Origin of the sequence: Burkholderia sp. Cy-637, assembly GCF_011753175.1 — a bacterium.
Classification (GTDB): domain Bacteria; phylum Pseudomonadota; class Gammaproteobacteria; order Burkholderiales; family Burkholderiaceae; genus Burkholderia; species Burkholderia gladioli.
In genome coordinates this window covers 1-24,722 of the sequence record NZ_VWWC01000114.1, presented here as the reverse complement: position 1 = coordinate 24,722, position 24,722 = coordinate 1, and the positions used below count along the sequence as shown (strand labels likewise).

Below are 24,722 nucleotides of genomic sequence, written 5' to 3'. Positions count from 1 at the left end.
AGCGGCGTGTACGGGGATTGCGCAGGGGCGCGGGTCGACGAGACGCGGCCGGTGCGGCCGGCCAACGCGCGCGCGGTGCGGCGCGTGTCGGCGGAGCGCCAACTGCGGGCGGCCACGGCGCGCGGCGCGCTGTCGGCGCGGATCGTGCGGATTCCGGGGATCTACGCGGCCAACCGGCTGCCGATCGCGCGACTCGAGCGCGGCACGCCGGCGCTGGTCGATGCCGACGACGTCTATACCAACCACATCCACGCCGACGACCTGGCCGCCATCCTGCTCGCGGCGGCCGTGCGCGGCCGCGCGGCGCGCGTGGTGCACGCCTCGGACGATACCGAGATGAAGATGGGCGAGTATTTCGAGCGCGTGGCTCGCGCCAGCGGGCGAGCCAGCCCGCCGCGCATCACGCGCGCCGAGGCCGAGACGCGGCTCGAGCCGGTGCTGCTGTCCTTCATGCGGGAATCGCGCCGGCTGGTCAATACGCGGCTCAAGCGCGAACTGCGGTTCGCGCTGCGTTATCCGACCGTCGACGACTTCCTGCGTACCGTATCCGCGGACAGCGAACTCGGCTCGCTCAGATGATCGCGGGCAAGACCTCGATCAACAGGAAGCAGAGCAGGGCGCCGATCAGCGCCCCAATCAGGTTCGGATGATATTTTCGTCGCAGATGCATCGTCGCCAGCAGCGCGCCGATCGCGACCGCGCCCATCACCGCGAATACCAGTATCACGGTCGAAAGTTCGAATGGACTGTTGATGCTCATGATCTTCCCCTGACCCGCTCGTTGTGCTCTTTTTTCTTCTTGTGATTCGAGTATAGCGGCGGTTTGTCGCGCGTCCATATTGCAATGCAACGCGTTTGTCGGGGCGGCGCAACGCAGGGGAGCGTGGCGCGTTCAGGCGGCCGGCGGTGCCGCGCGCAAGGCGGCCAGGTCGGCGGTGTCGAGCCAGCGCCAGCCGCCCGGCGCCAGATCGGCCGGCAGCGTATAGCCGCCCACCCGCTCGCGGTGCAGCGCCTCGACGCGGTTGCCCGAGGCGGCCACCATGCGCTTGACCTGGTGATACTTGCCTTCGAGCACGGTCAGCTCCAGGCTGCGCAGCTCGCGTGCCCGCGCGGCGACGGCCGCGATCGGTTTCGGTTCGCCATGCAGCAGCACGCCCTCGCGCAGGGCGGCCAGTTGCGCCTCGTCGAGCGCGTGCTTGACTTCGGCGAGGTAGGTCTTGGGCACCTTCTTCTTCGGCGAAGTGTAGGCGTGCACGAACTGGCCGTCGTCGGAGAGCAGCAGCAAGCCGGTGGTGTCCTGGTCGAGCCGGCCCACGCATTGCACGCCGCGCGCGCCGAATTGCGGCGGCAGCAGCGAGAACACGCTCAGGTGGTGCTGCGGGTCGCGCGAGCATTCGTAGCCTGCCGGCTTGTTCAGCACGAGATAGGCCTGGGCGCGATAGGGCCAGCGCGTGCCGTCGACGTCGAAATGGAGATCGTCGGTGGCGAAGTCGGCATCGGCATCGTCGCGGACGACATCGTCGATTGAGACGCGCCCCGTCTCGACGAGCGAGCGGCACTGGCGACGCGAGCCGAAGCCCTGCGAATAGAGAATGGTTTCGAGATCCATGGCGCGCGCATTGTAGCAAGCGGGTGGCAGACCGGCGTGCAAGGCCGCTGTGCAGCGCTTGGCTTGATGCTTCGCATGATCGTCGCGCGGCATGGCGCATAACATGCGTGTGTCGTTTCCCATCGAGAAACTGCCCGGGCTTGGGTCGAGGTGACGTGTCGTCGATCCGGCTCGATGAATTGCTCAGTTCTCCTCCTTTTGTGGATACGGCATCGCGTAGCGCAGCCACGCCGCCGTCGCCGCGTCCGGCTCGCGATGCCGTCCTCTCCCCGGCCGTGAACCATGCAAAACAAGCTACAGAACATGCGCATCTTCGTGTGCGTCGCGAACGCGAACAGCTTCACCGCCGCGGCGCGCCTGCTGAATACGACGATTCCGCAGGTGTCGCGTGCGATTGCCGCACTCGAAGCCCATCTGCACACGCGCTTGCTGAACCGCACCACGCGGCGGCTTGCCTTGACCGAAGCCGGCGAGCGCTACTTGCATCGCTGTCGCTCGATCCTCGGCTACCTCGACGAAGCGGAAGCCGAGGCGCGCGACGCCAATGTCAATCCGAGCGGCTGCCTGCGCGTGCATTGCGCGGTGAGCCTCGGCCAGCACTATCTGATTCCGGTCTTCGCGAAATACCGGCAGCGCTACCCGGACGTCCTGCTCGACATGACCTTGTCGCAGCGAGCACCTGCATTGCTCGATGAGGGCTTCGACGTATCGGTTGTGGTCGGCGACGATGAGCTGCCGAGTTCAGGGCTGATCGGCGTGCGGCTCGGCGAGACCTTCGGCGTGCTGTGCGCCTCGCGCGATTATCTCGATCGTCATGGCAGTCCGCACCGCATCGCCGACATGGCGAGGCATGCCTGCGTGGCCTATGAAGCGCCGGCGCCCGGCAGGAGCGAGTGGGAACTGGTCGGCCCCGATGGCCCGGAGCACGTCGCCGGGGCGGCTTCGTCGTTTCGCGTGAACTCCCATGAAGCGATGGCGGTGGCGATTCGCGAGGGAATGGGGATCGGCGTGCTGCCCGTTCATGCGGCGATCGACGGCCTGCGCTCGGGGGACTTCGTGCGCGTCATGCCGCAATGCCGCTCGCCCAGCGGGGTGATCTGGGCGCTGTATTCGTCGAGGCAGTATGTGGACGCGAAGATACGAACCTGGCTGGATTTCCTGCGCGAGGAGCTTGCGCTGCTGCAGCAGGCCGAGGCGAAAGCGTTTCGGAGCCTGGACGGGCGCGGGAAGGATGAGGGGCTGCAGCATGCGCTGCGTGCAGAGCTGGGACGATCCTGGCTGGCGTGACTGGTTCCGTGCCCGACGTGAGGGGCACAAGGGCTTAGCGGCTGAAGCGCTTGTCTTCGGTAAGCCGGCGGTGCTTCATCAGCGGCATCCAGTCGATCTGCGGCAAGGACGCTGCAGCGCGCGGCGCGAGCGGCAGCGTGTTGATTGGCGAGGCCTCGAGAATTGCGGCTCCTTCAGCCGTCGCGATGCGAGGTTTGATCGATGCTCTTTGCGGCTTCGCGTGCCGGCGCGTGGTGTCAGGCGATGAAGGCTTCATTGCCGCAGCCGTGTATGTCCTGGTTTTGTTTTCTTGGCGCCGTGACATTTTTGTCACGGCGTTTTTGCGTCGATCGCTACGCGCGACATGGTTTGGTTTGGTTGCTCGCGGCACTTGCGCAATCGTGTTCGGCGAAGCGGGTTGGCGTGGTTTCGCGGCGTGGTTCGATGTCGTTGTTGTCGACGGTGCTGCCTGCACGGGCGAGATAGTGTTCGCCGTCACCGCTTCGGGAGGCTGCGTCCGTCGATATGGCGAGCCGATCATCAGGCAGGCGAGCACGATTGCCATGCCGGCCACGGCGCTGACGGCGATCGAACGATATCGCGGTCGCGGCATGAGCTTGATCAGGGAGATGCGCGAGGTAATGGAACCGAGCGACGCCGTGGCTTCTCGTCGTTTCGGCGTGAGGCGGATCGGGGAGCGGCCGCGCGATGATGGGATGTGCGCAATGGCGACGTCGATCGGATCGGCGGGCTCGCATGTGGTAGCGCCCCAACGACACGATGGATGCGGTGCCATCACGTCGATGCAGTATGTCCACAGCGTGGCGCAATAGCCGAGGGGGCATGGCGAGGCCGATTTCCCGATGGTCCATTCCCGGCCGAACGGCAGGCCCAGCAGCGGCAGCAACGAGGGCCTGGCGAGTTCACCTTCGACAGTAAGGAATGACGGCTGGCTCATGGAGGCTGAGGTGTTGCTGCGTGCGGGATGTCGATCTCTGGACGGGACTGGGCGATTCTGGACGCTGGCGAGTAACCGGTCGATCTGATACGTCAGATATTCAGGCGGTGGATGCCCGATGCGGTCGAGTGATACGGGCTCGATGCACGAGCAAAAAAAGCATAAATCGACGTGACATCGACGCACATCTATCTGATGTGATGGCGTTGCGATGCTGCCGGTTTCCCGATTGGAGAGGGCGCGTGGCGCGTCGCTCCGAAAGCCACGTCGGGCCTTGCATCGGCGCGCGATAGAGCGCCGCTGGCGCGGCGCCGTTCATGCAAAAAGATGCACACGCTCCATGGTTCGATCGCGCTTCGAATCCAGGCTGCGTGCGGCATCAGCGATCTGGTCGCTCCTGCCCTGCACCTATAGAGTCCTCGCGTGCATTTGTCCGGGGATCCACCATGAGCTTTGCGTTCATTCGAGAAGGCGACACGACTTCCCACGGCGGCGTTGTACTGTCGTCCGGAGCGATTACTTTCATCGACGGTCGGCCGATTGCGTTTGTTGGCACGATGGTTACCTGCCCGAAGTGCAAGGGAGTATTTCCGATCGTCACCAGCAAGAATCCCGGCATGAATTTCGACGGTCGGCAAGCGGCATTCCAGGAAGACATGACCGCATGTGGCGCGACGCTGATGGCTAGCCAGGGCAATGCTGTCGCGAACATTCCGGTGAGTGCTGGTGGAACCACGATATCAGCTCGGCATGAGGCCGATGGTTCTGCGGAGCGTTGTCGCGGTCGATTCCAGGTCGTCGCTGCGAACGGGCAGCCGGCCGCAAACAGCCCGTACAGTTTGCGAACGCCAGAAGGCCAGACCATCAGCGGCACAACCGATGCCGACGGCTACACTCAGTGGCATCACGCAGACTCGCCAGCCTCCCTGGTCTTTGGTCGGGAGAAGCCTGAATGAGCCACGACGTCCCCGGCGGAACGTCGACCGAAGGCACGACGACTAAGGTGTATCTCGGCGGCGATCTCGATCAACAGGACAAAAAAATACTCTGCGGAGCGCTTTGCCAATGCAAGAAAGGCCCGAACATCAGCATCATCGGCGCCCGACTCAAGCAGGCATGCGTGGCAACGAAGCTGAACGCGCTGGATGCCAGGGGCGATAGCATCTACAAGCCCGAAATCAGCTACAACATGAACGAATACCCGCCCGCGCCCATCATGTCGTCGCGAAATCCGCTCGAGCCGCACGGGTTCATTCCGAACTGGATCAAGGCTCACCACCCGGAAGGCTACGTCCCTGGCGTTGGCTGGATTCGACGACCTGATGTCGTGGTCGTCAAAGATCCCGGAAAGCCGCCCACGCAAGATAATCTGTCCGGCGTGGTCGAAATGAAATTCCCGCCGGATAGACGTGACATCGAGCAGATAGCGGATTACCGGGAAATCGCGGGCCCGCACGCGAAGGTCACCGAACTCGATCCGGCGACCTGTGGCTGTCCTGACGACGGAGGCGAAGAGTCATCCAGTCCGACCGCCGATGCGCTGCGCGACGCCTTTTCGTCGATTGGAAGGCAGGTGAGGAAACTGCTCAACCAAACCGGGGCTGGCCCCGCCCCAGGAGGTGGCATGCCGCCTTCGGTACCCGTTCCAGTTCTCTAATTGACATGACCGACAAAGCATTCATCGAATACGCGAAAGCACATCAGCTCGAAGCGCTGATTTCCGGAGGAGCGCTCGAGCCGACCGACAAGCACGACTATGTCGGTGCTGCCGTCGCTGTGCGTGGCGCACTGTTCTTCCGGAACGCTGCGGACCCTGCAGTACGCAGGGCGATATCGGAGTGCTACGAGCAATATCGCGAGATCGCGAAGGACGAATTGAAATGGCTTTGGCGGGACGGTAAGGAACCCATCAGGATCAAGGGCGGAAACCTTCCCTCCGGCACATTTATGTCCTACTCCGACAAGGCTGCATTGACCGCATACGTGACATCGGGGGATGCCTCCGTCGACGCCGGGTTCTGGCATTTTCAGGTGTTCGGTCAGCAACGCTGGCGCGAGGCTCGCCCGCATGCTGGTCTGAACGCACTGACATTTTCCACGTCGTTGCTGTACGTCGCCGAAAACCCTGCTGCGTTCCAGACACTGTTCGTAGACTTCGCCCGTCGGCTCAAAGTTGTCGGTGGGTATGCCGGATACGCATTGAATCTCAGCCTCGCGAAAACCGCGGCAAACGTGCCGACGGAATATCAGCTCGCCAAGCAGATGATGGCCCTCGACGTTGGCGAACCGCTACTGCAGGCGGCACGACTGCGTGACGGCATCAAGACAGTCGGCTGGCTTACCGCGCTCGACAAGGAACTGCTTGATAAGGCAGGTGGGCTCGATACCCTGCGAAACGAACTGCCTCCTAACTGGTACGCGCTCTACGATCTGAACGGCGGCGTCGTGATCCAGGCCGGCCGGCGCCCTGAAGCTGGCTCGTCGACCGACGGCGATGAGAACGGGCCACCCGTTCCGCCTCCCAATTACGTGATCCTCAACGCGGCCCTCAAATCGGTGCGCGTTCCTTCCGTGTGGCAGTTGCAAATTGGACAGCCAGGCTCGGCATCACCGTATTTCGCCACGACGGCCGAAAGCGATGACTGGCTGCGGCGCTTCGATGTATCGGACGATCGGCTGGTTGAGTACAAGGCGAAGCTGCTGCATATGCCGACGCTCGATGCCGACTGCACATTACCGGATCGCGCGTGATCAGTCGGTGCATGCTTGTCCAACGAGGCAGAGGCGCTAACGGTTCTCGTTGAGTACCGTATGGAAGCTTTACCTGCGCGCAACACATACTTTTGAGTCAAGGGCTTACGCAATTTCAAACTGCAGAACCGAGGCTGCTCAGGGTCAATCCAGCAGGTCCCGGTTGCAATTTGGCTGCACTGACACTCACTAGCTGTATCGCCCAAATCGACAAATCTCCACCCCGAATTTGGGGTTTTCCAGATTCCCCCCGGAGCCTCCAGAAACGAAAAAACCCGCGACAGCCTAGCGCTGACGCAGGTTTTAGGGCTTCAGGAACTTTCCCGAAGCTATGTCATGGTGCCAGGGCCGGAATGAAATTGTTCGCTGTGAGGCCCGTGCTGTAAGGAGATTGCTTGGATGGTGTTGTGAAGTTGCCCCCGGAGTTGCCCCCGCGCTGCTGGCGCAGTCACTACACGAAGCGATCAAGGTCCATTCTTGCCTCGCCAGATGCGAAATTTTCTGGAGAGTTGGAGATAACGGCTCAACTCGGTCTGTCTGCCTTATCTGGCGGGGCTTTGGTCATCTCCAAGTGTATCTCCAACTCACCTATTTTTCTGGAGATAAGTTTGGAGATAAGCGTCGAATGCATCGAGCCACGTCGACCAGCTCGGGAATTGGCCCGCCGTCTGGGACGCCGCGCGCAAAGAATCTCCCGTGCCGCCACTCCTCCGCGCGCAGAAACAGAAACGGGCCTTGCGGCCCGTGAAAAGTGAATTTGGAAGGAGAGGCGTTACGCCGCGTCGCGTACCCGCATGATTGTCTGGCGGCTCGTGCCGAATTGTCGGGCGAGGGCGGCCACGCTCGCCCCCGCATCCAGCTCGCGCAGTACCTCCGCCCGCTGTTGGTCCGACAGGGCGGACGGCCGTCCCATCGTCTTGCCTTCTGCCTTAGCGCGAGCGATGCCAGCATGCGTTCGTTCGATCAGCAGATCGCGTTCGAACTCGGCCACCGCGTTCAACACCTGCATCGTCATCCGGCCGGCCGCACTCGTCAGATCGACGCCGCCCAAGGCGAGACAATGAACCCGAATACCGCGCTCGGCCAAACCTTCGACCGTGGCCCGCACGTCCATTGCATTGCGGCCGAGCCGATCGAGCTTCGTCACGATCAGCACATCGCTTTCTTCCATCCGGTCAAGTAACTTTGCGAAGCCCGGCCGCTGATCGGCGCTCACGCTCCCTGAGATGCTTTCCGATACAACGCGGCGTTTGTCGACGGAGAAGCCGGCCGCCTCGATCTCGCGTAACTGGTTCGCGGTGGTCTGGTCGGACGTGCTGACGCGGGCATAAGCGAAGGTTCGGGACATATCAGGCACTCAATCTGTACGAAATAGATGTCCGAATATAGACGCCTGTCCAAAATACTTCAACCCTTATTTTTGGACAGGGCGGAAAGGGGTTGTCCGAAAGGGATCGATTTTGGACAGGCTCATTTGGTGAGATGTCAGACCGACTGCGCCGCATGCTCGATGAAACAACGGTGTTGCCCCAACACACCGATGCGCGAAATAGCACGCAGTGTTCATTAGGCTGCACGGGATGAGGCCAGAGCCACTCCGATCAGAGCAGTTCCTAGAATGCCTTTCGACTGCTTCAAATCGATCCTGCTGGAGTCGACTGGGGATTGACGTCCAAAGCGGTATCTCACCCCGAATCGACGCCGGCTCTGCCTATTGAAGTCGGAACTCAGTAGGAGCCTCCAGTGCGCGGAGGGCCTCCTTGCGCCGATTCTTGGATCCTACGTAGAGGACGTTGCCACCGGAATCATCCTTGCGGATCCACCCTTTCGATACAAGTTCTGCGAGTACAGTTGGTACGATCGCTCGGTCGGTGGGGGAAAGGCCGCGACTGAGCGCCCCCTCCTTCCGAGCCGAGCCACGTTGGACGAAAACCTTTTTTAGCACGGTCAATGCGATTCGCGACTCGCGATCGATCTTGAGTTGCATGATTCCGGCGGTCGTCTGGGCCGCAGTGCTAAAGCGCTCGACCTCAGTGTTTGCGAAGTTGGACTTGAGCCACTCTGGAATACCGGCGAGTCCTTCCATGTGTGAAATGACGCAACCTTGAAAGTGCGGGACTAGCGAATCTTCATCGATCCCACTCATGTCGAGGCGCTCGATGAGGCAGTCTTGGAAAGTCGTACCACCATACAGCGGGTTCTCGGCGATCTGGAGTTCTTCGAACGCAACGCCCGCGATGAGGAGGTTCCCTTGTATCTTTAGCCCGTTGGTGGGCATGGCTGCGACTACGGTGAGAAGGTCTGCCAGTACGGCGTCAAATTTCCCGGCTTTCTGACGTTTTGTGATGGCGGCTGATACCACGCCAACTGATTGGGCGTCAGCTAGGAGGCGACCTGCGGCAACCTCCCCACCCAGCCCGGAAGATGCATTTACCCATGATGCCGGGCTCGCGAGCGGGTTTGTTTCGTCGTAGGGGTTGAGGACGAAAGCCGCCAGATCGAGTCCATAGGCGGTTTCCGCCAAGTCTTCATCTGCGAATGAGCGCATCTCCTCTCCGCCAGGACCAAACGACGCTGTAAGGCCTGGCAGTCGAAGAAGAACTTGAATACCCTCTTCGTCGGGTTGAAACCCATTTACTGAAACGAAGGCCGCGCGGAGTTGGTCTGTCGAAATTGGTCCAATCGCCGATGTGCCTCCTCGGGCAATCGTAGCGACACGCGAGAGAATCTGGCTAATGATCTCAGGGCGTACCGCAGTGAACATCTTCGCTTCACGCACGCAAATGGCATCAAGGAATGCACGCCACCCTTTTGCTCGACTCACGGACGACGCAATTGCTCCGGAAGTATCTTTGCCCAGAGAGACCAGGTAGCCGAGAAGGAGGGGGCGCGTAGGCACCCAGTCAGGTAGCGTCCAAGTCGCACCGGACTGCCGCAGATAATCGGCGAGCTGTCCCTCGTCGAAATCGACCATGGACAAGACTTCGCGGGACTTGAATCCAAGCGCTTCGGTCATTTCCACCTGTCCAGAGAAGTAATGGGAGCGGCCAGCTACCACCACGCCGGCACTGGCCGGAGTTTCATCGACAAGACGGCGGATTGGAGCGAGAGCCTCCCACCGAACGCGCTTTAGGTCTGTTACGCTTCCAAGCCATCTAGTGGGCAGCACCTCGTCGAAACCGTCTAGTAACAGTACACACAGGCCAGCACGCCACGCGGAAATCAAGCCATTCGCGTGGTCAAACCCAATCTCCTCGGCATGGCGGCGGAGGATTTCTGCGGGCGTCCTCAACCCCTCGCAATCTCGGAGGTTGATGTGAATCGGGAAGGGGTTGAGATGACCGCGCCGGAAGTGGTCCTTGCGAAGGAATGAATAGATGTCGCGCAACGCGTGACTTTTTCCTGCCCCGTAGTCCCCAACAATCAAGGTTCGGTGGCCCTTCGCTAGCACTGTTGCGACATCGTCGGTCGATAAAGTCCCACCATTCGAGTCAACTAACTGGACAGGCACGCGAACTGGCTTGCCAGATACCTCTGGTGTAAAAGCAACGCTTCCAAACGGAGCTTTGTCGCGCCCCTGGATATACATCTCAGAGTTGCAGATCCGCTTGTACATCTGAGCGATGCTGATCGCATGGACTTGGCGCCCAGCCTTCCGCGCGATGGCGGCGACTGCTGTTCGCTGGTCGGCCGTTGGATCCTCCCGGGTAACGAACCATCCGGTCGCGGGCTTAATTGAATTTTCCTGATCTTTGGAGAGGTGGTTGAGAAGCTCCACCAACTTGGCTGCGTCCTTTTCCGCCTTTTCCTTGGTACGCATGAGTGTGAATTCGTAGGCGTTAATGTCTTCGTGGGAGACAAATACCCCATCACGTTCTCGCCCGTTTATCATCAATGAACCTTGGACCCCAGATGGGTCGTGGAGTGCACGCGCGAGTTCAACCCCTCGCTGCTCAAACTCACCGGCAGTCTCATCCTCTGGGAGGCGTGCTGTCATGTCCAATTCCTTTCTTGTGTGTACCCTATAGAGGGCATTGCTTTGAATTGCCGCGGCTTTCGTGGAGAGCGGTCGGCATGGGTAGGTCAGGGTGCCGTGGCTCGCAAGTTGCCCATGATAGGTCACCGACAGCGGGTTGTCCTTTCGATTGGTGATGGATTCATAGCAGAGCACGGAAAACTGGCTGATTTCCGCGAAGCGTCGGCGTAAAGATCCGCCGTCTGGCGAAGCAGGAGCCTAGCAAGCTGGCGAAATACCGATGCGACGAGCCTGTTGCACTCGCAATCCAGCGCGTATACATTCTTTACGTGCGGCCAGAAGTGTTCAGTCAACGTCGTCGGTTCGCATAGCTTCTGCGATAGGGATCCCATTCGCAGCCATGTGGGCGAAGAGCGGCCCGAGTCTTTCCATCATGTGCTCAGTGAATTCTCGTGCCTGCGTGGCAGGAATAACTTCGCCATAGGCTATTCCAAGTTTCGACGCAGCATATTCGACCGACCCGGCGAATGCCTTTCTGTATTGACGTCGCAAACTACGACGATAGACGATCCGGAATGAACTATTGACGACGGCCTCGTACTGCTCAACGGTATATGCCTCGTTCGCCTTGATTCGCTCGATTTCTTCGCCAGAGAAGTAAAGGTCAACACTAATGTCGATCTCTTGGCCGTTGGCGGGATCAAAAGCATAAGTCAAGGATAAGGCTTCGCCATCGTATTGATCGCTCAGCGGCACGACGATCCGGGCCAGCCCGAAATACTCTACGTAACCCATTAGGTAGCCACTACTCGAATCGCCTCGGACACTGACAATGTGAGGCGTGAAACTCGTGGGGCGCCCTCGGACCAGATCACGCTCATAGAAAAGTCCGTAGGGTGCCTCGCTATTTTTGTCGAGCAGATAGGGAAGGGCCAGATTGCACGCTGAAGGACTGACCCCGGCATCAAAGGCCATAGCAACCGCCGTTTTCACCATTGAGCGGCCGCCCAAAGGACCGGCGAACGCGGTGCCGAACGTAAGCGGCGAGTCGAGATATTCGGCCCTCGCTTGCAGCGTGGACAACACCTCTTCGACATTGATCTCCGGGTGTTTCGCGGCAAGGTTTCTGATCATCTCTTCAGCTTCTTCCGCTGTGCGCACCGTAGCCTTGATGAGAAATCCTTTGCCCGCCGGGTTGACGACCTTTTCGAATGCGATCCGTCGAGGCATCAAGCTGCCGTCTGGCAAAAGCATCAACTGCGTGCCGACTCCAGTTTGCACTGGGATCGCCGGGACGTTGCCACGATCACGCTCTACCCCGTGCATCAATGCGATATGTTGGAACTGTCGCCAGAGTTCGGCATCCCATCCGTCGCCGGTCCGGCTATTGCAGCCCTTACAGATGAAGCCTCGGACCTTGCGGCGACCGCCGATCGAATTCGGTACGATGTGTTCGCCTGAGTTCCCTACGATGGAGAGGGGCTGGTTACACAAAGCGCAGTTGTATGTAGTGGTCATCTTTTCTGCGATTACTCCGCCTAAGGGGTCAACTGCGACCCGCAGACGGTATCACGGACCAACATCATCGACGGCCACAGACTCCAGCGTCGGTTAGCCCAACGACGCGACGAGCCTGACTGTTGCATGAACGTCCGTTACCTGAGCGGGGGCGACTATCAAACGTCCTTCGGTTGAGCGGCGCGCGTGCCAAATTTGGCTGAACAGTGACACCATGTATTGCGCTTTTAGATAATCCGAGACAAGTCTTTTATGGGGGCAGACCTTTCGATATAATTGCGGTACTTGTTAGCACCTAATCGAACACGGCTCTATGAATCTGTGGGGATGCAAGGGAAAAAGGCGGGAATGCTAAGTCGTTGAGCATATTTCGTCGCGCTGACGAGAGGGTGCCGGGGGTGTGCTACCAACACATCCCACCGGCGATTTTTGGCTTGGCTGCCTGTTCCATAATTGGAGGAACCACAAGAGCCACCGCGCCTAGGAAACGCTTAGCTCTTGTTAGGACGGATGATACCGCGCGCGGCGCGCCGTGCAAAGTAACTTTGCAAAGTTACTTTGTGCGTCTCCCGCGAACTTCATTGCGCCCGTACTTTGATAGTACGGCACGGCTTATTGCCGCCGCTATCCTCCTTCTTGCGGAACAGGCCATTTCTGAACAGAAAATGGCTCTTAAGATTCTTCGACTTATTGGTGTGCTGGATTGCGTCGGCGTCAAGAAAACGACGCTGTATCGCTGGATTCGCGAAGGCAAGTTTCCAGCACCGGTCCAGTTGGGTGCCAGGAGCGTCGGCTGGCGCGCCACAGACGTCCAGCAATGGGTCGAATCCCGTCAGTCCACGCGGGGGCAGGCATGAGCGCGCCCTCCTTTATGATCGATCGCGGCGGCCCGTATGGTCGCGCGATGGGCGCGGCCGTCACGGCGCGCGACACCGCGTTCGTGCGTTGCCGCGACGCCCGCCTCCGCAAGTTCGCAGGAATCCTCGATGACATCGAGGGTTGCTTCTGGAATCGTGGCGACGACACCGGGAAGCTCGTAGCGATCGCCGTCACGCTCGCCTCGACGCTCGCGCTCGAAGCCCCGCATCTGACGACAAAGCAACTTGGCACCGCCTGCGAGAAGTTCGTCCAGGCGATCGCCGCTGCCGAACAGGATTCAGCGAACTATCGTCGTCGGCAGTATCGACAGCTGCGGAAAGCCTATCGTGCGCTTTACAACGACATCGATGCGCAGTGCACGGACAGGACGCGCCGCTTGCAAGTTAGCGCCATGCTGCGGGGCGTCGCGCTCGGCCAATCGCTGGCGCAGGGCAGCTCGCAACTGGATATCGAGCAGCTCAAGCTGGCGACCGCCGTGCTCAAGGGGGAGGCCGCCTGATGCTCGCCCAAAGTCACTTTCCGCTCGGCAATGCGGGGCGAGGGGCGCGCGATTTGCGTCGTCTGGCACCGCGCGGTATTCTGTGCATATCGCTGAGACAACAGCGAACCGGGTTTGGAAGCCCGGAAAATGTCGGCGGACGACCGCCAATGCGCGGTTTTTTTACGTCCGTGTGCCTTCGCGCGCCTCTACGATCAATGGGTGGGCGATGGTGGGGAGGCTTCGGCCTGCCGGTGCCGACGTTCCGGTCTTCCAACCCTGCTATCAGCCCGCCCACCCCATTTGGAAGTGGGGAGCGGGCTTCCGAAACGCTAACGTCGGAGGTCGCATCTTGCGCCAGTCCACGCACGCCCATACCGGGCAGCAATCCCACCTCATTCAATCCATCGTCCGCGCAGCACTGCGCGACGCGGCAACCGCCAGCACGTATCAGGACGCGCTCGACGCAACCGGCGCGGCACTGGCCGCGATCGCGGCGCTCGTTCGTGCGGAGGTACGCCATGGCTGAGCTGCGCTGCAAGATTGGCGATCTGGCGATCGTCACGCAATGTGATGCGCGCTCACGCATTGGCATGCTGGTTGAGGTGGCATCGGCTTCCCCGACGCCCGATCACGATTGGCGCGTGCGGATCTTGGGCGGCCCCGTCGCGGGGCGCAGCGCCTACGATCGGCGGTTCGGCGAATTCACGCACGCTGCCGTGCATGACTGGAACCTCACACCGATTCGCGGCGAAGCGGAGCTGGATTGCACGATCGACGTCCGGCAACTCCTCGCGTCGATCCTGGAGGTGCGCCATGTCTGAATTCCGCCTGCCGAACGAAGTCAAGATGATCGCCATGTGTGCGGCCCATCAGTTCGCCCATCTCGAAGCGCTGTTCGATGCCGTCCGTGCGCATCTTCCGGAGGACACCTACGAGCGCTCGCTCGTCGACATGGGGCAAGGCGTTGCGAGCCGGTACTCGGCCGAAATGCGCCGTACCGCGCAGCCGGAGGTGTGCCATGACTGATCAGCGCATCCGAACCGCGGTTATCAATGGATTCGATAATGCGCCGCCGCTCGATACCGGCGCTCCGATCGAGTTGCAATTCGCCGTCGACCTGGGCGCGATCTGCGCCGACGCATGGCTCGACCTGAAAGGCGACGTGCGGCTGCACGACTACGCGGCGCATCAAGCCGCCGCGTTCGCGGGCGGCATGGAATCCGCCATGCAGGACGCAGGCGACGTCGACGCGCACCGCGTGACGATCAGCCGGCAAGCGTTTGCGGCCGGCCTGATGGGGCGCGTGCAACAGCACCTGTTCGCGGCGCTCGGCCTCGTCACGCGCGAACCGCGCACGACGCACTGAGGGGCGGTCATGGCAAAGACGAACAAGAATGCCGTGCAGCCGCTCGCGTCGCACTTCGTGGCCGAGGTGAACCGTCCCGATCCCACCCGCATCGGGACACGGATCAGCGATGCGATGGAGCTGCTGGACAGCCTGCATTGGGCGGCCGACAAGGCCATGTCCGATGACGACTACTGGCTTGTGCTGAGCCTGTTCCGCGCATCCCTGCCGTCGATCGGCGCGGCGCTGGAGGCGGCGAACGACGCCCTTGGCGAATCGCGGCTCGGCCGCTACGTCTACAGCAACGACGTCACGGCCGGCGGTGCCGTTCTGTCGGTACGTCGCGCGGCCGGCTGACGCCTCGCCGCTAGGCATCTCTGCATCATTCAATTCTTCGCGCGTCGGGTAGCTGCATGCCCGATATGGACTACTAATCGGGAGCCTGCCGACGCGCGTCCAGTGGGAACCTATGAGTAACGCACCCATGTCGGAATTCGAGCGGGCGAGAGTCGCGCTCGGCTATGTTCCGCCTGACGACCGCGACACGTGGCGTCAGGTGGGGATGGCGCTCAAGGCCGAGTTTGGCGAGGAGGGCTTCGCCCTCTGGAACGAATGGAGCCAAGGCGCGCAGAACTACAACGGCAAGGACGCGCGCGATGTGTGGAAGTCGTTCAAGGGCGGCAAGATCACCATCAACACGCTGTTTCACCTCGCCAAGGTCGGTGGCTTCGATCCGCGTGCGCATCGGGCGAAGCCGGTCGATCCAGCGGAGCGCGAGCGGCAGAAAGCCGAGCGCGCGGCCCGCGAAGCGGCCGAGCTGGCTGAACTGACCGAGAAGCAGCAAGCTGCGTCGGCGCTCGCCGAATCGATCTGGTCGGCGGCCGAGCCTGCGCCGGCCGATCACCCGTATCTCGTTCGCAAGCGCATCCCGGTCGACGCGCTGCGCGTCTATCGCGGCGGCTTGTGCATCGGCACGGCCGCATGCGACGGCGCACTCGTCATCCCGGCCCGTGACGCGGACGGGAAGCTGTGGACGCTGGAATTCGTCCTGACGGACGGCCAGAAGCGCTATCTGCCGAACGGCCGCAAGGCGGGCTGCTTCTCGTTGATAGGCGGCCTGCTATCTTCCGCGCCGTCCACGTTGCTGATTGGCGAGGGTTACGCCACGTGCGCGACGCTCGCGGCCGCGACGGGCTATCCGGCCGCCGTCGCGTTCGACGCCGGCAATTTGTACGCGGTCGCGACGGCGCTACGCGGGCAGTATCCAGGCGCCCGCATCGTCGTGTGCGCCGACGACGACCACACGACGAAGGGCAATCCGGGCGTGACGAAGGCTCGCGCGGCGGCCGAAGCCGTCGCCGGCATCGTCGCGGTGCCGGACTTCGGTCCGAACCGTCCAGCGGCCGGGACGGACTTCAACGACCTGGCTGCGCACGTCGGCCCGGAGGCGGTGGCCGCCGCCGTGCGGGCTACGCTCGCGCCGGCCGGCTCGGCTGACGCCAGCAAGGGCAAAGCCGCTCCAGCCGCCGCGAAGCCCGCCAAGCGCCCGAAAACGGCCCGCGCGCAGGACGGCAAGTCGCGGTTCGTCGTCGACGACAAGGGCGTGTGGTTTCACGGCTTCAACAATCAGGGCGATCCGCTGCCGCCGCATTGGGTCAGCACGCGTATCGACGTGATCGCAGAGACGCGCAACGAGATGAACAGCGAGTGGGGCTACCTGCTCGAATTCACGGACCGCGACGGCATCCTGAAACGGTGGGCGGTGCCGGCCGGCCTGTTTGCCGGCGACGGCACGGAGCTGCGCCGCATGCTGCTCGATATGGGCGTGAAGCTTGGCGTGACGCAGATCGCCCGCACGCAGATCGCGAACTATGTCCAGATGGCGCAGCCGGACGAGCGCGTGCGTTGCGTGCCGCGCGTCGGCTGGCATCACGGCGCGTTCGTGCTGCCCGATCGCGTCATCGGCACCGGCAAGGAGGCGTTGATCTACCAGGCCGACACGCCGATCCAGAGCCAGTTCAAGGAGCGCGGCACCCCGGAAGACTGGCGCCGGGAGGTCGCGGCCTATTGCGTCGGCAACAGCCGGTTGCTGTTCTGCGTGGCGACCGCCTTCGCTGGTCCGCTCCTGCACTTCTCCGGTCTCCAGTCGGGCGGCTTCCATCTGCTCGGCACGACGTCCAAGGGCAAATCGACGGGCGGGGTTATCGCCGCGTCCGTCTTTGGTTCGCCTGACTACGTGCGGAGCTGGAAGGCGACCGACAACGCCCTGGAAGCCGTCGCCACGCAGCATAGCGATGCCCTGCTGATTCTCGATGAAATCGGGCAGGTGGAGCCGCGCCTGGTCGGTGATGTGATCTACATGCTCGCGAACGAGTCGGGCAAGGCCCGCGCGTCGCGTAGCGGCTCGGCCAAGCCGGTTCTCACGTGGCGGCTGCTGTTCCTGTCGAATGGGGAAAAGAGCGTGGCCGCGTTGATGGCCGAGGGAAACAAGCCGATGAAGGGCGGTATCGAGGTGCGCTTGCCGGCGATCCCGGCCGAGGTCGGCGAAATGGGCGTCGTGGAGGAGCTGCACGGCTTCCCGACGCCAGCCGCGCTGATCGAGCATCTAGAGCGCCATGCCGGCATGCACTACGGCACGGCCGGCCCTGCGTTCATCGAGTGGGCGTCGTCGCAAGCCGGCGAGCTGGCCGAGCATCTGCGCATGCGCGTTGACGAGCTGGTCGGGCAATGGGTGCCGGACGGCTCGCACTCGCAGGTCGCACGCGTCGCCAAGCGGTTCTGCCTGGTCGCGGTGGCCGGCGAGCTGGCGACGGCGCACGGGCTAACCGGCTGGCCGGAGGGCGAAGCGGTCGAGGCCGCGCGTCGTTGCTTCGAAGGCTGGCTCGAACTGCGCGGCGGCACCGGCAACTCGGACGAGGCTGAAGCCGTGCGGCAGGTACAGCATTTCCTCGCCGCACACGGGGACAACCGTTTCGTGTGGATGAACCGTGCACAGGACGACCATCGGCCGAACGTGCCGCATCGAGCGGGCTTCAAGCAGCACGTGAAGCGCGACGAGCGGCGCACGCCCATCGCCTCCGATCGGGAGTATTACGCCGAGTTCGGCGGCAAGATGAGCCCCGACGATGCGGAAAGCGTCGAGACGGAATACCTGATCGAAGCGGCCGTGTTCCGCAAGGACGTGTGCGCCGGCTTCGATCACAAGATCGTCGCCAAGGCACTGATGAAGCGGGGCGTGCTGATGCCGCGTAGCGACGGCTATCCGTACCGGCAGGAGTACATCCCCGGTCACGGCAAGTTCATGGTCTATCGCGTGTTGCCGTCCATCTTCACGCTTGAGCTGTGAAAAGCACCGCCGCCGTCCGGGAGGGCGGTGGCGGGCATTCCTTTGCGCGGCATTTTTGGCCCATGCGTCAAAGTTACTTTGAGCGATACGCTCCAGATGGAACCGGGCCGGCGGTTGCCGCGAATCTTGCCGCTTCCGTAACAATCCAGCCCGGTTTATCTCCAGTATCTCCAGCGTTCTCCAAATCGTTTGGAGACACCCGAAGCCTTGCCCGACAAGGCTTTGCGGCCGATTCAGGCGTTTATCTCCAAATCTCCAACTCGTTTTGCACTGAGCGGACAGACCTCGACCATCTGCATCGACCGTGAAGCCAGACGGGGCGCGGCTCTCCGGGATTCGCAGGGCGTCGACGACGTGTTTTCAACGGGGGTGTCCACGATATACGCCGACCGGACATTGTTACGTCCGTCGCAAGTGTCGGGGCTGCCGGAAAGCGGGGGACCCTGCGTCTAGGGCAAAGACGCGGGGGCTCACACCCGCGCTTTTTCTCTATCCCAGAGACGCCAAGGGGGGTCATATTCATACCGAAAGGCAGTGCGTCGGTAGCGTCTGACCAAGTACGGAAAAATGGTGGGAGGGGCGTGACAAGGGGGTCATACGCGTGGCGGCACGGGTCTATCCGGCCGCCGCGATCGGAATGATTTCCGCCCCTGCTTTGAGCTTGTCGAGGTAGTCCGCCCACTGTTGCATCATCGAACGTCGGGCCTTGATGAATTTCGTTCGGTTGTACGCCCGCCCAAGGCTGTCAGGGACGGTATGCGCTAGTTGGTGCTCGATCACTTCCGGCTTTTCCTCCAGTTCTTCATGCAGGATTGTCCGTGCCATGGCCCGGAAGCCGTGACCGGTAATCTCGGTGCGAGTGTCGTAGCCAAGGCGACGAAGGGCTGCATTGATAGCGGCCTCGCTCATCGGGCGATTTCGGTCGCGGGCGCCGGGGAACACGTAGACGCCATCGCCAGTCAGGGCGTGAAGCTCGCGCAAAATCGCAACCGCCTGGGTGGCCAGCGGAACAAGGTGATCCGTTTTCGTTTTGTTGACGAAATAGCGCCACTCGCCTTTGTCGAGCTCGAATTGTGACCACTGCGCCTTGCGTAATTCGCCTGGGCGGACGAACAGCATCGGGGCTAGTCTGAGCGCGCAGAGAACCGGGAAAGTACCCGTGAAGCCGTCGAACGCGCGAAGCATCTCGGCAACTTTCTCGGGCTCGGTGATCGAGGCAAAGTGCGTTGTCTGGGCGGGCGGAATGGCATCGACCAAATCTCGGGCTGGATCGGTCTTGCAGTGCCCCTCTTTGATGCCGTAGCGGAATACCCGGCTTATCTCGCTGCGGATGCGATGGGAGGTAAATCTCGCTCCGCGCCCATCTACGCGCTTCAGTACAACCAGTATCTCCGGGGCGTCGATTTCAGCGATAGGGCGCTTGCCGAGCCATGGGAATACATCGTTCTCCATGCGGGCGAGTGTCTTGTCATGCTGCGCTGGCTCTACAGTCGTCTTGCGCTCAGCCATCCAGCCGCGAGCGACAACCTCAAACGAATGAGCGGCCGCGAGCAGGCTGGCTCTTTTTTCCGCCTTCTTTGCTTCACCCGGATCGATGCCGGCAGCGAGCTTTTCACGGGCTTCGTCGCGCTTCTTCCGTGCGATCGCCAATGTAATGTCCGGGTAGACGCCGAGCGAGTAGCGCTTTTCCTTGCCCCCAAACCGGTATTTGAGGCGCCACCACTTGCCCCCACTCGGGGCGATTTCCAGATAGAGGCCGCCTCCGTCGAACAGGCGCACGGGCTTGTCGGCAGGCTTGGCGTTCCGGATGGCTGTATCGGTTAATGGCACGGGGGCAACTCCTGACGGGTAAGGCAATTTCGGGTGGGTTGCCCCCAATGTTGCCCCCACTTGCCCCCGGCTGTCTACGCACCATACGGCACTTTGCCGGAATGAAAAAACCCGCGAAGCCTAGAGCTGTCGCGGGTTTTAGGACTTCCGGGAACTTCCCGGAACTATGTACTGGTGCCCAGGGCCGGAATCGAACCGGCACGCCTTGCGGCGGGGGATTTTGAGTCCCCTGCGTCTACCAGTTTCACCACCTGGGCAGAGAATTCAGACCTTGCACGTGCGATTGCGCGCAGGCGAATCGCTGATTATGGCGGAAATCCGGTCGCCCGGCAAGCGCCGAAGCTGCCACGGGCGTCCTCCATGATCCATCCATATAAATAGGCCAGCCCGCGCCCGCTCACAGCTCGTAAGACTCCGCCTCGCCCTTGAGCGCCTGCTCGATCAGCTTGCGGTTGAGCGTCGGCGACAGCAACTCCACCAGCGTATACACATAACCGCGCAGATACGCCCCTTGCTTGAGCGCCACCCGCGTCACGTTGCTGCCGAACAGATGCCCGACCGGGATCGACCGCAGGTTGCGGTCACGCTCCGGGTTGAAGGCGATATCGGCCAGGATGCCGACCCCGAGCCCGAGCTCCACGTAGGTCTTGATCACATCGGCGTCGATCGCCTCGAGCACGATATCGGGCGACAAGCCGCGCAGCGCGAACGCGTGGTTGATCTTCTTGCGGCCGGCGAAGGCGTCGTCGTAGGTGATCAGCGGGTACTGGGCCAGGTCGTCGAGCGAGGGCGGCCGGCGTTCCAGCAACGGATGATCGGCCGGCACCACGGCGGCGTGATGCCACTGGAAGCAGGGCAGCGACACCAGCTCCTTGTAGTCGGCGATCGCCTCGGTGGCGATCGCCAAGTCGGCCTGGTCGTGGATCACCATCTCGGCCACCTGGGTCGGGCTGCCTTGCAGGATCGACAGATGCACCTTCGGGAAGCGCTTCTTGAACTCGGCGATCGCGGCCGGCAACGAGTAGCGCGCCTGCGTGTGCGTCGCCGCGATGGTCAGGTTGCCCTGGTCCTGCGCTGCGTAATCCTTTCCGACCCTTTTCAAGCTCTCGACTTCCTGGAGGATGCGCTCGACCGAGGCCAGGATGATCCGCCCCGGTTCGGTCAGCGAACGCACGCGCTTGCCGTGCCGCGTGAAGATCTCCACGCCCAGTTCGTCCTCGAGCTCGATGATGGCCTTGGAGACGCCCGGCTGGGACGTGAACAGGGCCTTGGCCGCCTCGGTGAGGTTGAAGTTCTGGCGCACGGCCTCGCGCACGAAGCGAAATTGGTGCAGGTTCATATATAACCCTTCCGCATATGGAAAGAATTTTTTAGTCGTTTGATATATAAAGCGAGTTTATTACGATTCACCCTGGTTTTTCAAATATGGATATCTGTATTCGTCATTAGCAAATGAGCGGGCCGAGGGCTAGACGGCCGGCAGCTCGGTGCGGACGGATGTGGAATTCGGGCGCGGCGTGGCTAGGACGCCGTGCGGTCAACACGAAACCCTGGGGTCCCCGAATGTATCAGTACGACCAGTACGACCAGACGATCGTCGACGAACGCGTCGCGCAGTACCGCGACCAGGTGCGTCGCCGGCTGTCGGGCGAATTGAGCGAAGAAGAGTTCCGCCCGCTGCGCCTGCAGAACGGCCTGTACATGCAGCGCCACGCCTACATGCACCGCATCGCGATTCCTTACGGCAACCTTCGCAGCGACCAGCTGCGCATGCTGGCCGTGATCGCGCGCGAGCACGACCGCGGCTACGGGCACTTCTCGACGCGGTCGAACATCCAGTTCAACTGGATCCAGCTCGAGGACACGCCCGAAATCCTGCGCAAGCTCGCCTCGGTCCAGATGCACGGCATCCAGACCTCGGGCAACTGCATCCGCAACATCACCGCCGACCAGTTCGCGGGCGTGGCGCCCGACGAAGTGATCGACCCGCGCCCCTGGTCGGAAATCCTGCGCCAGTGGTCGACGTTCCACCCCGAATTCGCCTGGCTGCCGCGCAAGTTCAAGATCGCCGTGTCGGGCGCCAAGATCGACCGCGCCGCCGTGCAGATGCACGACCTGGGCGTCTACCTGTCGCGCAACGAGCAGGGCGAGGTGGTGGCCAGCATCCTGGCCGGCGGCGGCCTGGGCCGCACCCCGATCGTCGGCTCGATCATCCGCGAGAACCTGCCCTGGCAGCACCTGCTGACCTATTGCGAGGCTGTGCTGCGCGTCTACAACCGCTTCGGCCGCCGCGACAATCTTTATAAGGCGCGGATCAAGATCCTGGTCAAGGCGCTCTCGCCGGAGAAGTTCTCGCAGCAGGTCGAGCAAGAGTGGCAGCACCTGAAGGACGGCCCCTCGACGCTCACGCAGGCCGAGCTCGACCGCGTCTCGAAGGATTTCGCGCCGCCCGTCTACGAGAAGCTGGCCGACACGGACGCTTCCTACGAGCAGCACCTGCTCGAGAACAAGGCCTTCGCGCGCTGGGTCGAGCGCAACGTGGCGCCGCACAAGGTGGCGGGCTACGCGGCCGTGACGCTGTCGCTCAAGCCGAACGGCGTGGCGCCGGGCGACGCGACCGACGCGCAGATGGACACCGTGGCCGACTGGGCCGACGCCTACTCGTTCGGCGAGCTGCGCGTCTCGCACGAGCAGAACCTGATCCTCGCCAACGTCAAGAAGCGCGACCTGTTCGCGCTGTGGGAGAAGGCCAGGGCAGCCGGCTTCGCGACGCCGAACATCGGCCTGCTGACCGACATCATCGCCTGCCCGGGCGGCGATTTCTGCTCGCTGGCCAATGCCAAGTCGATCCCGATCGCGCAGGCGATCCAGGAGCGTTTCGACGACCTGGACTACGTCTACGACCTCGGCGAGATGTCGCTGAACATCTCGGGCTGCATGAACTCCTGCGGCCATCACCACGTCGGCAACATCGGCATCCTCGGCGTCGACAAGGACGGCGCCGAGTGGTACCAGATCTCGCTGGGCGGCGAGCAGGGCACGGGCGCGGACGGCCTGAAGCTGGGCCGCGTGATCGGCCCGTCGTTCTCGGCGCATGAAGTGCCGGACGTGATCAGCACGCTGGTCGACACCTTCGTGGAATCGCGCATCGACGGCGAGCGCTTCATCGATACCTACCAGCGTATCGGTCTCGCGCCGTTCAAGGAACGCGTCTACGCGGCCCGCCAGCCGGCCCACGCCTAAGCAACGAGGAATTAGCAGATGGCTTCGATTATCAAGAACCGCGCCGTGATCGACGACGCATGGCACGTGGTGCGGGCCGCCGAGGACGGCGCCCTGCCCGCGGTGGACGCGCTGCCGGCCGGCAAGCTGCTGGTGCCGCTGGCTTACTGGCAGGCCGAACGCGAGGCGCTGGTCGCCGCGCGCGGCAAGGACGAACTGGGCGTGTGGCTCGCGCCGGACAGCGAACCGGCCGAGCTGGTGGCCGATTTCGACAAGCTGACGGTGATCGCGGTGGACTTCCCGCGCTTCGGCGACGGCCGCGGCTACAGCACGGCGCACCTGCTGCGCAATCGCCACGGCTGGACCGGCGAGCTGCGCGCGATCGGCGACGTGCTGCGCGACCAGTTGAACTACATGTCGCGCTGCGGCTTCGACGCCTTCGCGGTGCGCGCCGATCGCGACCCGCACGACGCGCTGAATGCCTTCACGGAGTTCTCGGAACGCTACCAGGGCGCGGTGGACGACGCGGTGCCGCTGTTCCGCCGCCGCGCCGCCTCGGCACAGGTGAACGCATGAGCGAGCTCCTCACGCCCGAGCTGAGCGCCAAGGTCGAGCGGCTCGACGCGCTGCTCGCCTCGATCGCGGCGAGCCATGCGCGCGTGAAGTTCGCCAGCAGCCTCGCGGCCGAGGACATGCTGGTGACCCACGCGATCCTCTCCAAGGGCCACGCGATCGGCATCTTCTCGCTGAACACGGGCCGCCTGCATGCCGAGACGCTCGGCATGATCGACCGCGTGCGCGAGCGCTACGGCTACGAGATCGAGCAGTTCCATCCGCAGCAGGACGCGATCGACCAGTACGTCGCCGAGCACGGCCTGAACGCCTTCTACGAAAGCGTCGAGCTGCGCAAGTCCTGCTGCCATATCCGCAAGGTCGAGCCGCTCAACCGCGCGCTGTCGGAGGTGGACGCCTGGGTGACCGGCCAGCGCCGCGAGCAGTCGGTGACGCGCGCCGAGCTGCACGAGCAGGAGCAGGACGAGGCACGCGGCATCGCCAAGTACAACCCGCTGGCGGACTGGACCGAGGCCGAGGTCTGGGCCTACCTGAAGGCCTTCGAGGTGCCGGTCAATCCGCTGCACGCGCGCGGCTACCCGAGCATCGGCTGCGAGCCCTGCACGCGGGCGATCCGCCCCGGCGAGGACAGCCGCGCCGGACGCTGGTGGTGGGAGTCGCGCGACACCAAGGAATGCGGCCTGCACATCACGGTCGCGCCGGTGTCGGAGCTGCCGCAGCGGCCGGTGAGCGCCTGAGGCGCCGCAGCCCGACCCAAGCAACGAAAGCAATCGCGCCGCCCGCCACGACGGGCGGCCAGCAACCCAGTAAGGACTGACATCATGAGCACGACGCTCGAACAATCCGCCTTCGCATCGCCGGCCGGCACCGCCAGCCGGATGGGCCACCTCGACTGGCTCGAGGCCGAGTCGATCCACATCCTGCGCGAACTGGTGGCCGAATGCAGCAAGCCGGCCCTGCTGTTCTCG

The 24,722-nt window shown here is 62.7% G+C and carries 23 protein-coding genes, 1 tRNA gene and 2 pseudogenes; 17 read left to right on the top strand and 9 right to left on the bottom strand.

Annotation, left to right across the window (positions count from 1 at the left end; genetic code table 11):
• A pseudogene (locus tag F3J10_RS24725) lies at positions 1-579 on the top strand (SDR family NAD(P)-dependent oxidoreductase); the annotation flags it as partial.
• On the opposite strand, the gene F3J10_RS24720 reads toward F3J10_RS24725, so the two are convergent.
• Together F3J10_RS24720 and F3J10_RS24715 are read right to left on the bottom strand one after the other, a co-directional pair.
• A complete protein-coding gene (locus tag F3J10_RS24720; RefSeq protein WP_167243212.1) occupies positions 572-760 on the bottom strand; it encodes a hypothetical protein in 189 nt (62 codons plus the stop codon). The pseudogene F3J10_RS24725 and the gene F3J10_RS24720 sit on opposite strands and share 8 nt — an antisense overlap.
• A gap of 132 nt (positions 761-892) precedes the next feature.
• Positions 893-1,609: a 16S rRNA pseudouridine(516) synthase gene (locus F3J10_RS24715; RefSeq protein WP_166916453.1), complete on the bottom strand. Its 717-nt coding sequence runs from the start codon at positions 1,607-1,609 to the stop codon at positions 893-895.
• Positions 1,610-1,891: 282 nt separating this feature from the next.
• On the opposite strand from F3J10_RS24715, the gene F3J10_RS24710 reads away from it, so the two are divergent.
• Positions 1,892-2,896 (top strand): LysR family transcriptional regulator, encoded by a 1,005-nt coding sequence (locus F3J10_RS24710; protein ID WP_167243211.1) that lies wholly within the window; start codon positions 1,892-1,894, stop codon positions 2,894-2,896.
• A 34-nt stretch (positions 2,897-2,930) separates the two neighbouring features.
• On the opposite strand, the gene F3J10_RS24705 is transcribed toward F3J10_RS24710, so the two are convergent.
• Positions 2,931-3,833, bottom strand: coding sequence for a hypothetical protein (locus tag F3J10_RS24705; RefSeq protein ID WP_167243210.1), 903 nt, complete (start codon positions 3,831-3,833; stop codon positions 2,931-2,933).
• Positions 3,834-4,279: 446 nt separating this feature from the next.
• Here F3J10_RS24705 and F3J10_RS24700 point away from each other — a divergent pair, with 446 nt between their 5' ends.
• Genes F3J10_RS24700 through F3J10_RS24690 form a run of 3 tightly spaced genes read left to right on the top strand, consistent with a single transcriptional unit; the run spans position 4,280 to position 6,584 of the window.
• A complete protein-coding gene (locus F3J10_RS24700) occupies positions 4,280-4,789 on the top strand; it encodes a PAAR domain-containing protein (protein ID WP_167243209.1) in 510 nt (169 codons plus the stop codon).
• Entirely contained in the window at positions 4,786-5,490 is a 705-nt protein-coding gene (locus F3J10_RS24695; RefSeq protein ID WP_167243208.1) for a VRR-NUC domain-containing protein, read from the top strand. The genes F3J10_RS24700 and F3J10_RS24695 overlap by 4 nt, the downstream gene beginning before the upstream one ends.
• Positions 5,491-5,495: 5 nt before the next feature.
• On the top strand, positions 5,496-6,584 hold the full coding sequence (locus F3J10_RS24690) for a type VI immunity family protein (RefSeq protein WP_167234167.1): 1,089 nt from the start codon (positions 5,496-5,498) through the stop codon (positions 6,582-6,584).
• A 772-nt stretch (positions 6,585-7,356) separates the two neighbouring features.
• Here F3J10_RS24690 and F3J10_RS24685 read toward each other — a convergent pair.
• From F3J10_RS24685 to F3J10_RS24675, 3 genes are all read right to left on the bottom strand, one after another.
• The gene (locus F3J10_RS24685) at positions 7,357-7,932 is read right to left on the bottom strand and encodes a recombinase family protein (protein WP_098181641.1); all 576 of its coding nucleotides are present in this window, start codon (positions 7,930-7,932) and stop codon (positions 7,357-7,359) included.
• 363 nt (positions 7,933-8,295) lie between these two features.
• Positions 8,296-10,581, bottom strand: coding sequence for an NTPase (locus F3J10_RS24680; RefSeq protein WP_167243207.1), 2,286 nt, complete (start codon positions 10,579-10,581; stop codon positions 8,296-8,298).
• A 324-nt stretch (positions 10,582-10,905) separates the two neighbouring features.
• A complete protein-coding gene (locus F3J10_RS24675) occupies positions 10,906-12,078 on the bottom strand; it encodes an HNH endonuclease (protein ID WP_167243206.1) in 1,173 nt (390 codons plus the stop codon).
• Between the two features lie 581 nt (positions 12,079-12,659).
• On the opposite strand from F3J10_RS24675, the gene F3J10_RS24670 reads away from it, so the two are divergent.
• The 8 genes from F3J10_RS24670 to F3J10_RS24635 all read left to right on the top strand — a co-directional run bounded on the left by F3J10_RS24670 (position 12,660) and on the right by F3J10_RS24635 (position 18,129).
• Positions 12,660-12,935, top strand: a complete 276-nt coding sequence (locus F3J10_RS24670) for an AlpA family phage regulatory protein (protein WP_224383365.1) — start codon at positions 12,660-12,662, stop codon at positions 12,933-12,935.
• Positions 12,932-13,456 carry a hypothetical protein gene (locus F3J10_RS24665; protein ID WP_167243205.1) on the top strand — a complete coding sequence of 175 codons (525 nt, stop codon included), beginning with the start codon at positions 12,932-12,934 and terminating at the stop codon, positions 13,454-13,456. The genes F3J10_RS24670 and F3J10_RS24665 overlap by 4 nt, the downstream gene beginning before the upstream one ends.
• Positions 13,457-13,787: 331 nt before the next feature.
• A complete protein-coding gene (locus F3J10_RS24660) occupies positions 13,788-13,964 on the top strand; it encodes a hypothetical protein (RefSeq protein ID WP_012329039.1) in 177 nt (58 codons plus the stop codon).
• The gene (locus F3J10_RS24655) at positions 13,957-14,259 is read left to right on the top strand and encodes a hypothetical protein (protein ID WP_119637325.1); all 303 of its coding nucleotides are present in this window, start codon (positions 13,957-13,959) and stop codon (positions 14,257-14,259) included. Before F3J10_RS24660 ends, F3J10_RS24655 begins: the two co-directional genes overlap by 8 nt.
• A complete protein-coding gene (locus F3J10_RS24650; RefSeq protein WP_009962292.1) occupies positions 14,252-14,464 on the top strand; it encodes a hypothetical protein in 213 nt (70 codons plus the stop codon). Before F3J10_RS24655 ends, F3J10_RS24650 begins: the two co-directional genes overlap by 8 nt.
• A complete protein-coding gene (locus F3J10_RS24645; protein WP_167243204.1) occupies positions 14,457-14,804 on the top strand; it encodes a hypothetical protein in 348 nt (115 codons plus the stop codon). The genes F3J10_RS24650 and F3J10_RS24645 overlap by 8 nt, the downstream gene beginning before the upstream one ends.
• Positions 14,805-14,813: 9 nt before the next feature.
• A complete protein-coding gene (locus tag F3J10_RS24640) occupies positions 14,814-15,140 on the top strand; it encodes a hypothetical protein (RefSeq protein ID WP_167243203.1) in 327 nt (108 codons plus the stop codon).
• 127 nt (positions 15,141-15,267) lie between these two features.
• Entirely contained in the window at positions 15,268-18,129 is a 2,862-nt protein-coding gene (locus F3J10_RS24635; protein WP_167243202.1) for a DUF927 domain-containing protein, read from the top strand.
• Between the two features lie 615 nt (positions 18,130-18,744).
• On the opposite strand, the gene F3J10_RS24630 is transcribed toward F3J10_RS24635, so the two are convergent.
• From F3J10_RS24630 to F3J10_RS24620, 3 genes are all read right to left on the bottom strand, one after another.
• The gene (locus tag F3J10_RS24630; protein ID WP_167243201.1) at positions 18,745-19,959 is read right to left on the bottom strand and encodes an integrase arm-type DNA-binding domain-containing protein; all 1,215 of its coding nucleotides are present in this window, start codon (positions 19,957-19,959) and stop codon (positions 18,745-18,747) included.
• A 172-nt stretch (positions 19,960-20,131) separates the two neighbouring features.
• Positions 20,132-20,216, bottom strand: a tRNA-Leu gene (locus F3J10_RS24625).
• A gap of 140 nt (positions 20,217-20,356) precedes the next feature.
• Positions 20,357-21,298, bottom strand: a complete 942-nt coding sequence (locus F3J10_RS24620; RefSeq protein ID WP_013699099.1) for a CysB family HTH-type transcriptional regulator — start codon at positions 21,296-21,298, stop codon at positions 20,357-20,359.
• 224 nt (positions 21,299-21,522) lie between these two features.
• Here F3J10_RS24620 and F3J10_RS24615 point away from each other — a divergent pair, with 224 nt between their 5' ends.
• From F3J10_RS24615 to F3J10_RS24600, 4 genes and pseudogenes are all read left to right on the top strand, one after another.
• Positions 21,523-23,202, top strand: a complete 1,680-nt coding sequence (locus F3J10_RS24615; protein WP_166917104.1) for a nitrite/sulfite reductase — start codon at positions 21,523-21,525, stop codon at positions 23,200-23,202.
• 18 nt (positions 23,203-23,220) lie between these two features.
• Complete coding sequence (locus tag F3J10_RS24610; RefSeq protein WP_047836040.1) at positions 23,221-23,757, top strand: DUF934 domain-containing protein; 537 nt, start codon at positions 23,221-23,223, stop codon at positions 23,755-23,757.
• Positions 23,754-24,491: a phosphoadenylyl-sulfate reductase gene (locus F3J10_RS24605; RefSeq protein ID WP_166915234.1), complete on the top strand. Its 738-nt coding sequence runs from the start codon at positions 23,754-23,756 to the stop codon at positions 24,489-24,491. Before F3J10_RS24610 ends, F3J10_RS24605 begins: the two co-directional genes overlap by 4 nt.
• 84 nt (positions 24,492-24,575) lie before the next feature.
• Positions 24,576-24,722 (top strand): annotated as a pseudogene (locus tag F3J10_RS24600) (sulfate adenylyltransferase small subunit); the annotation flags it as partial.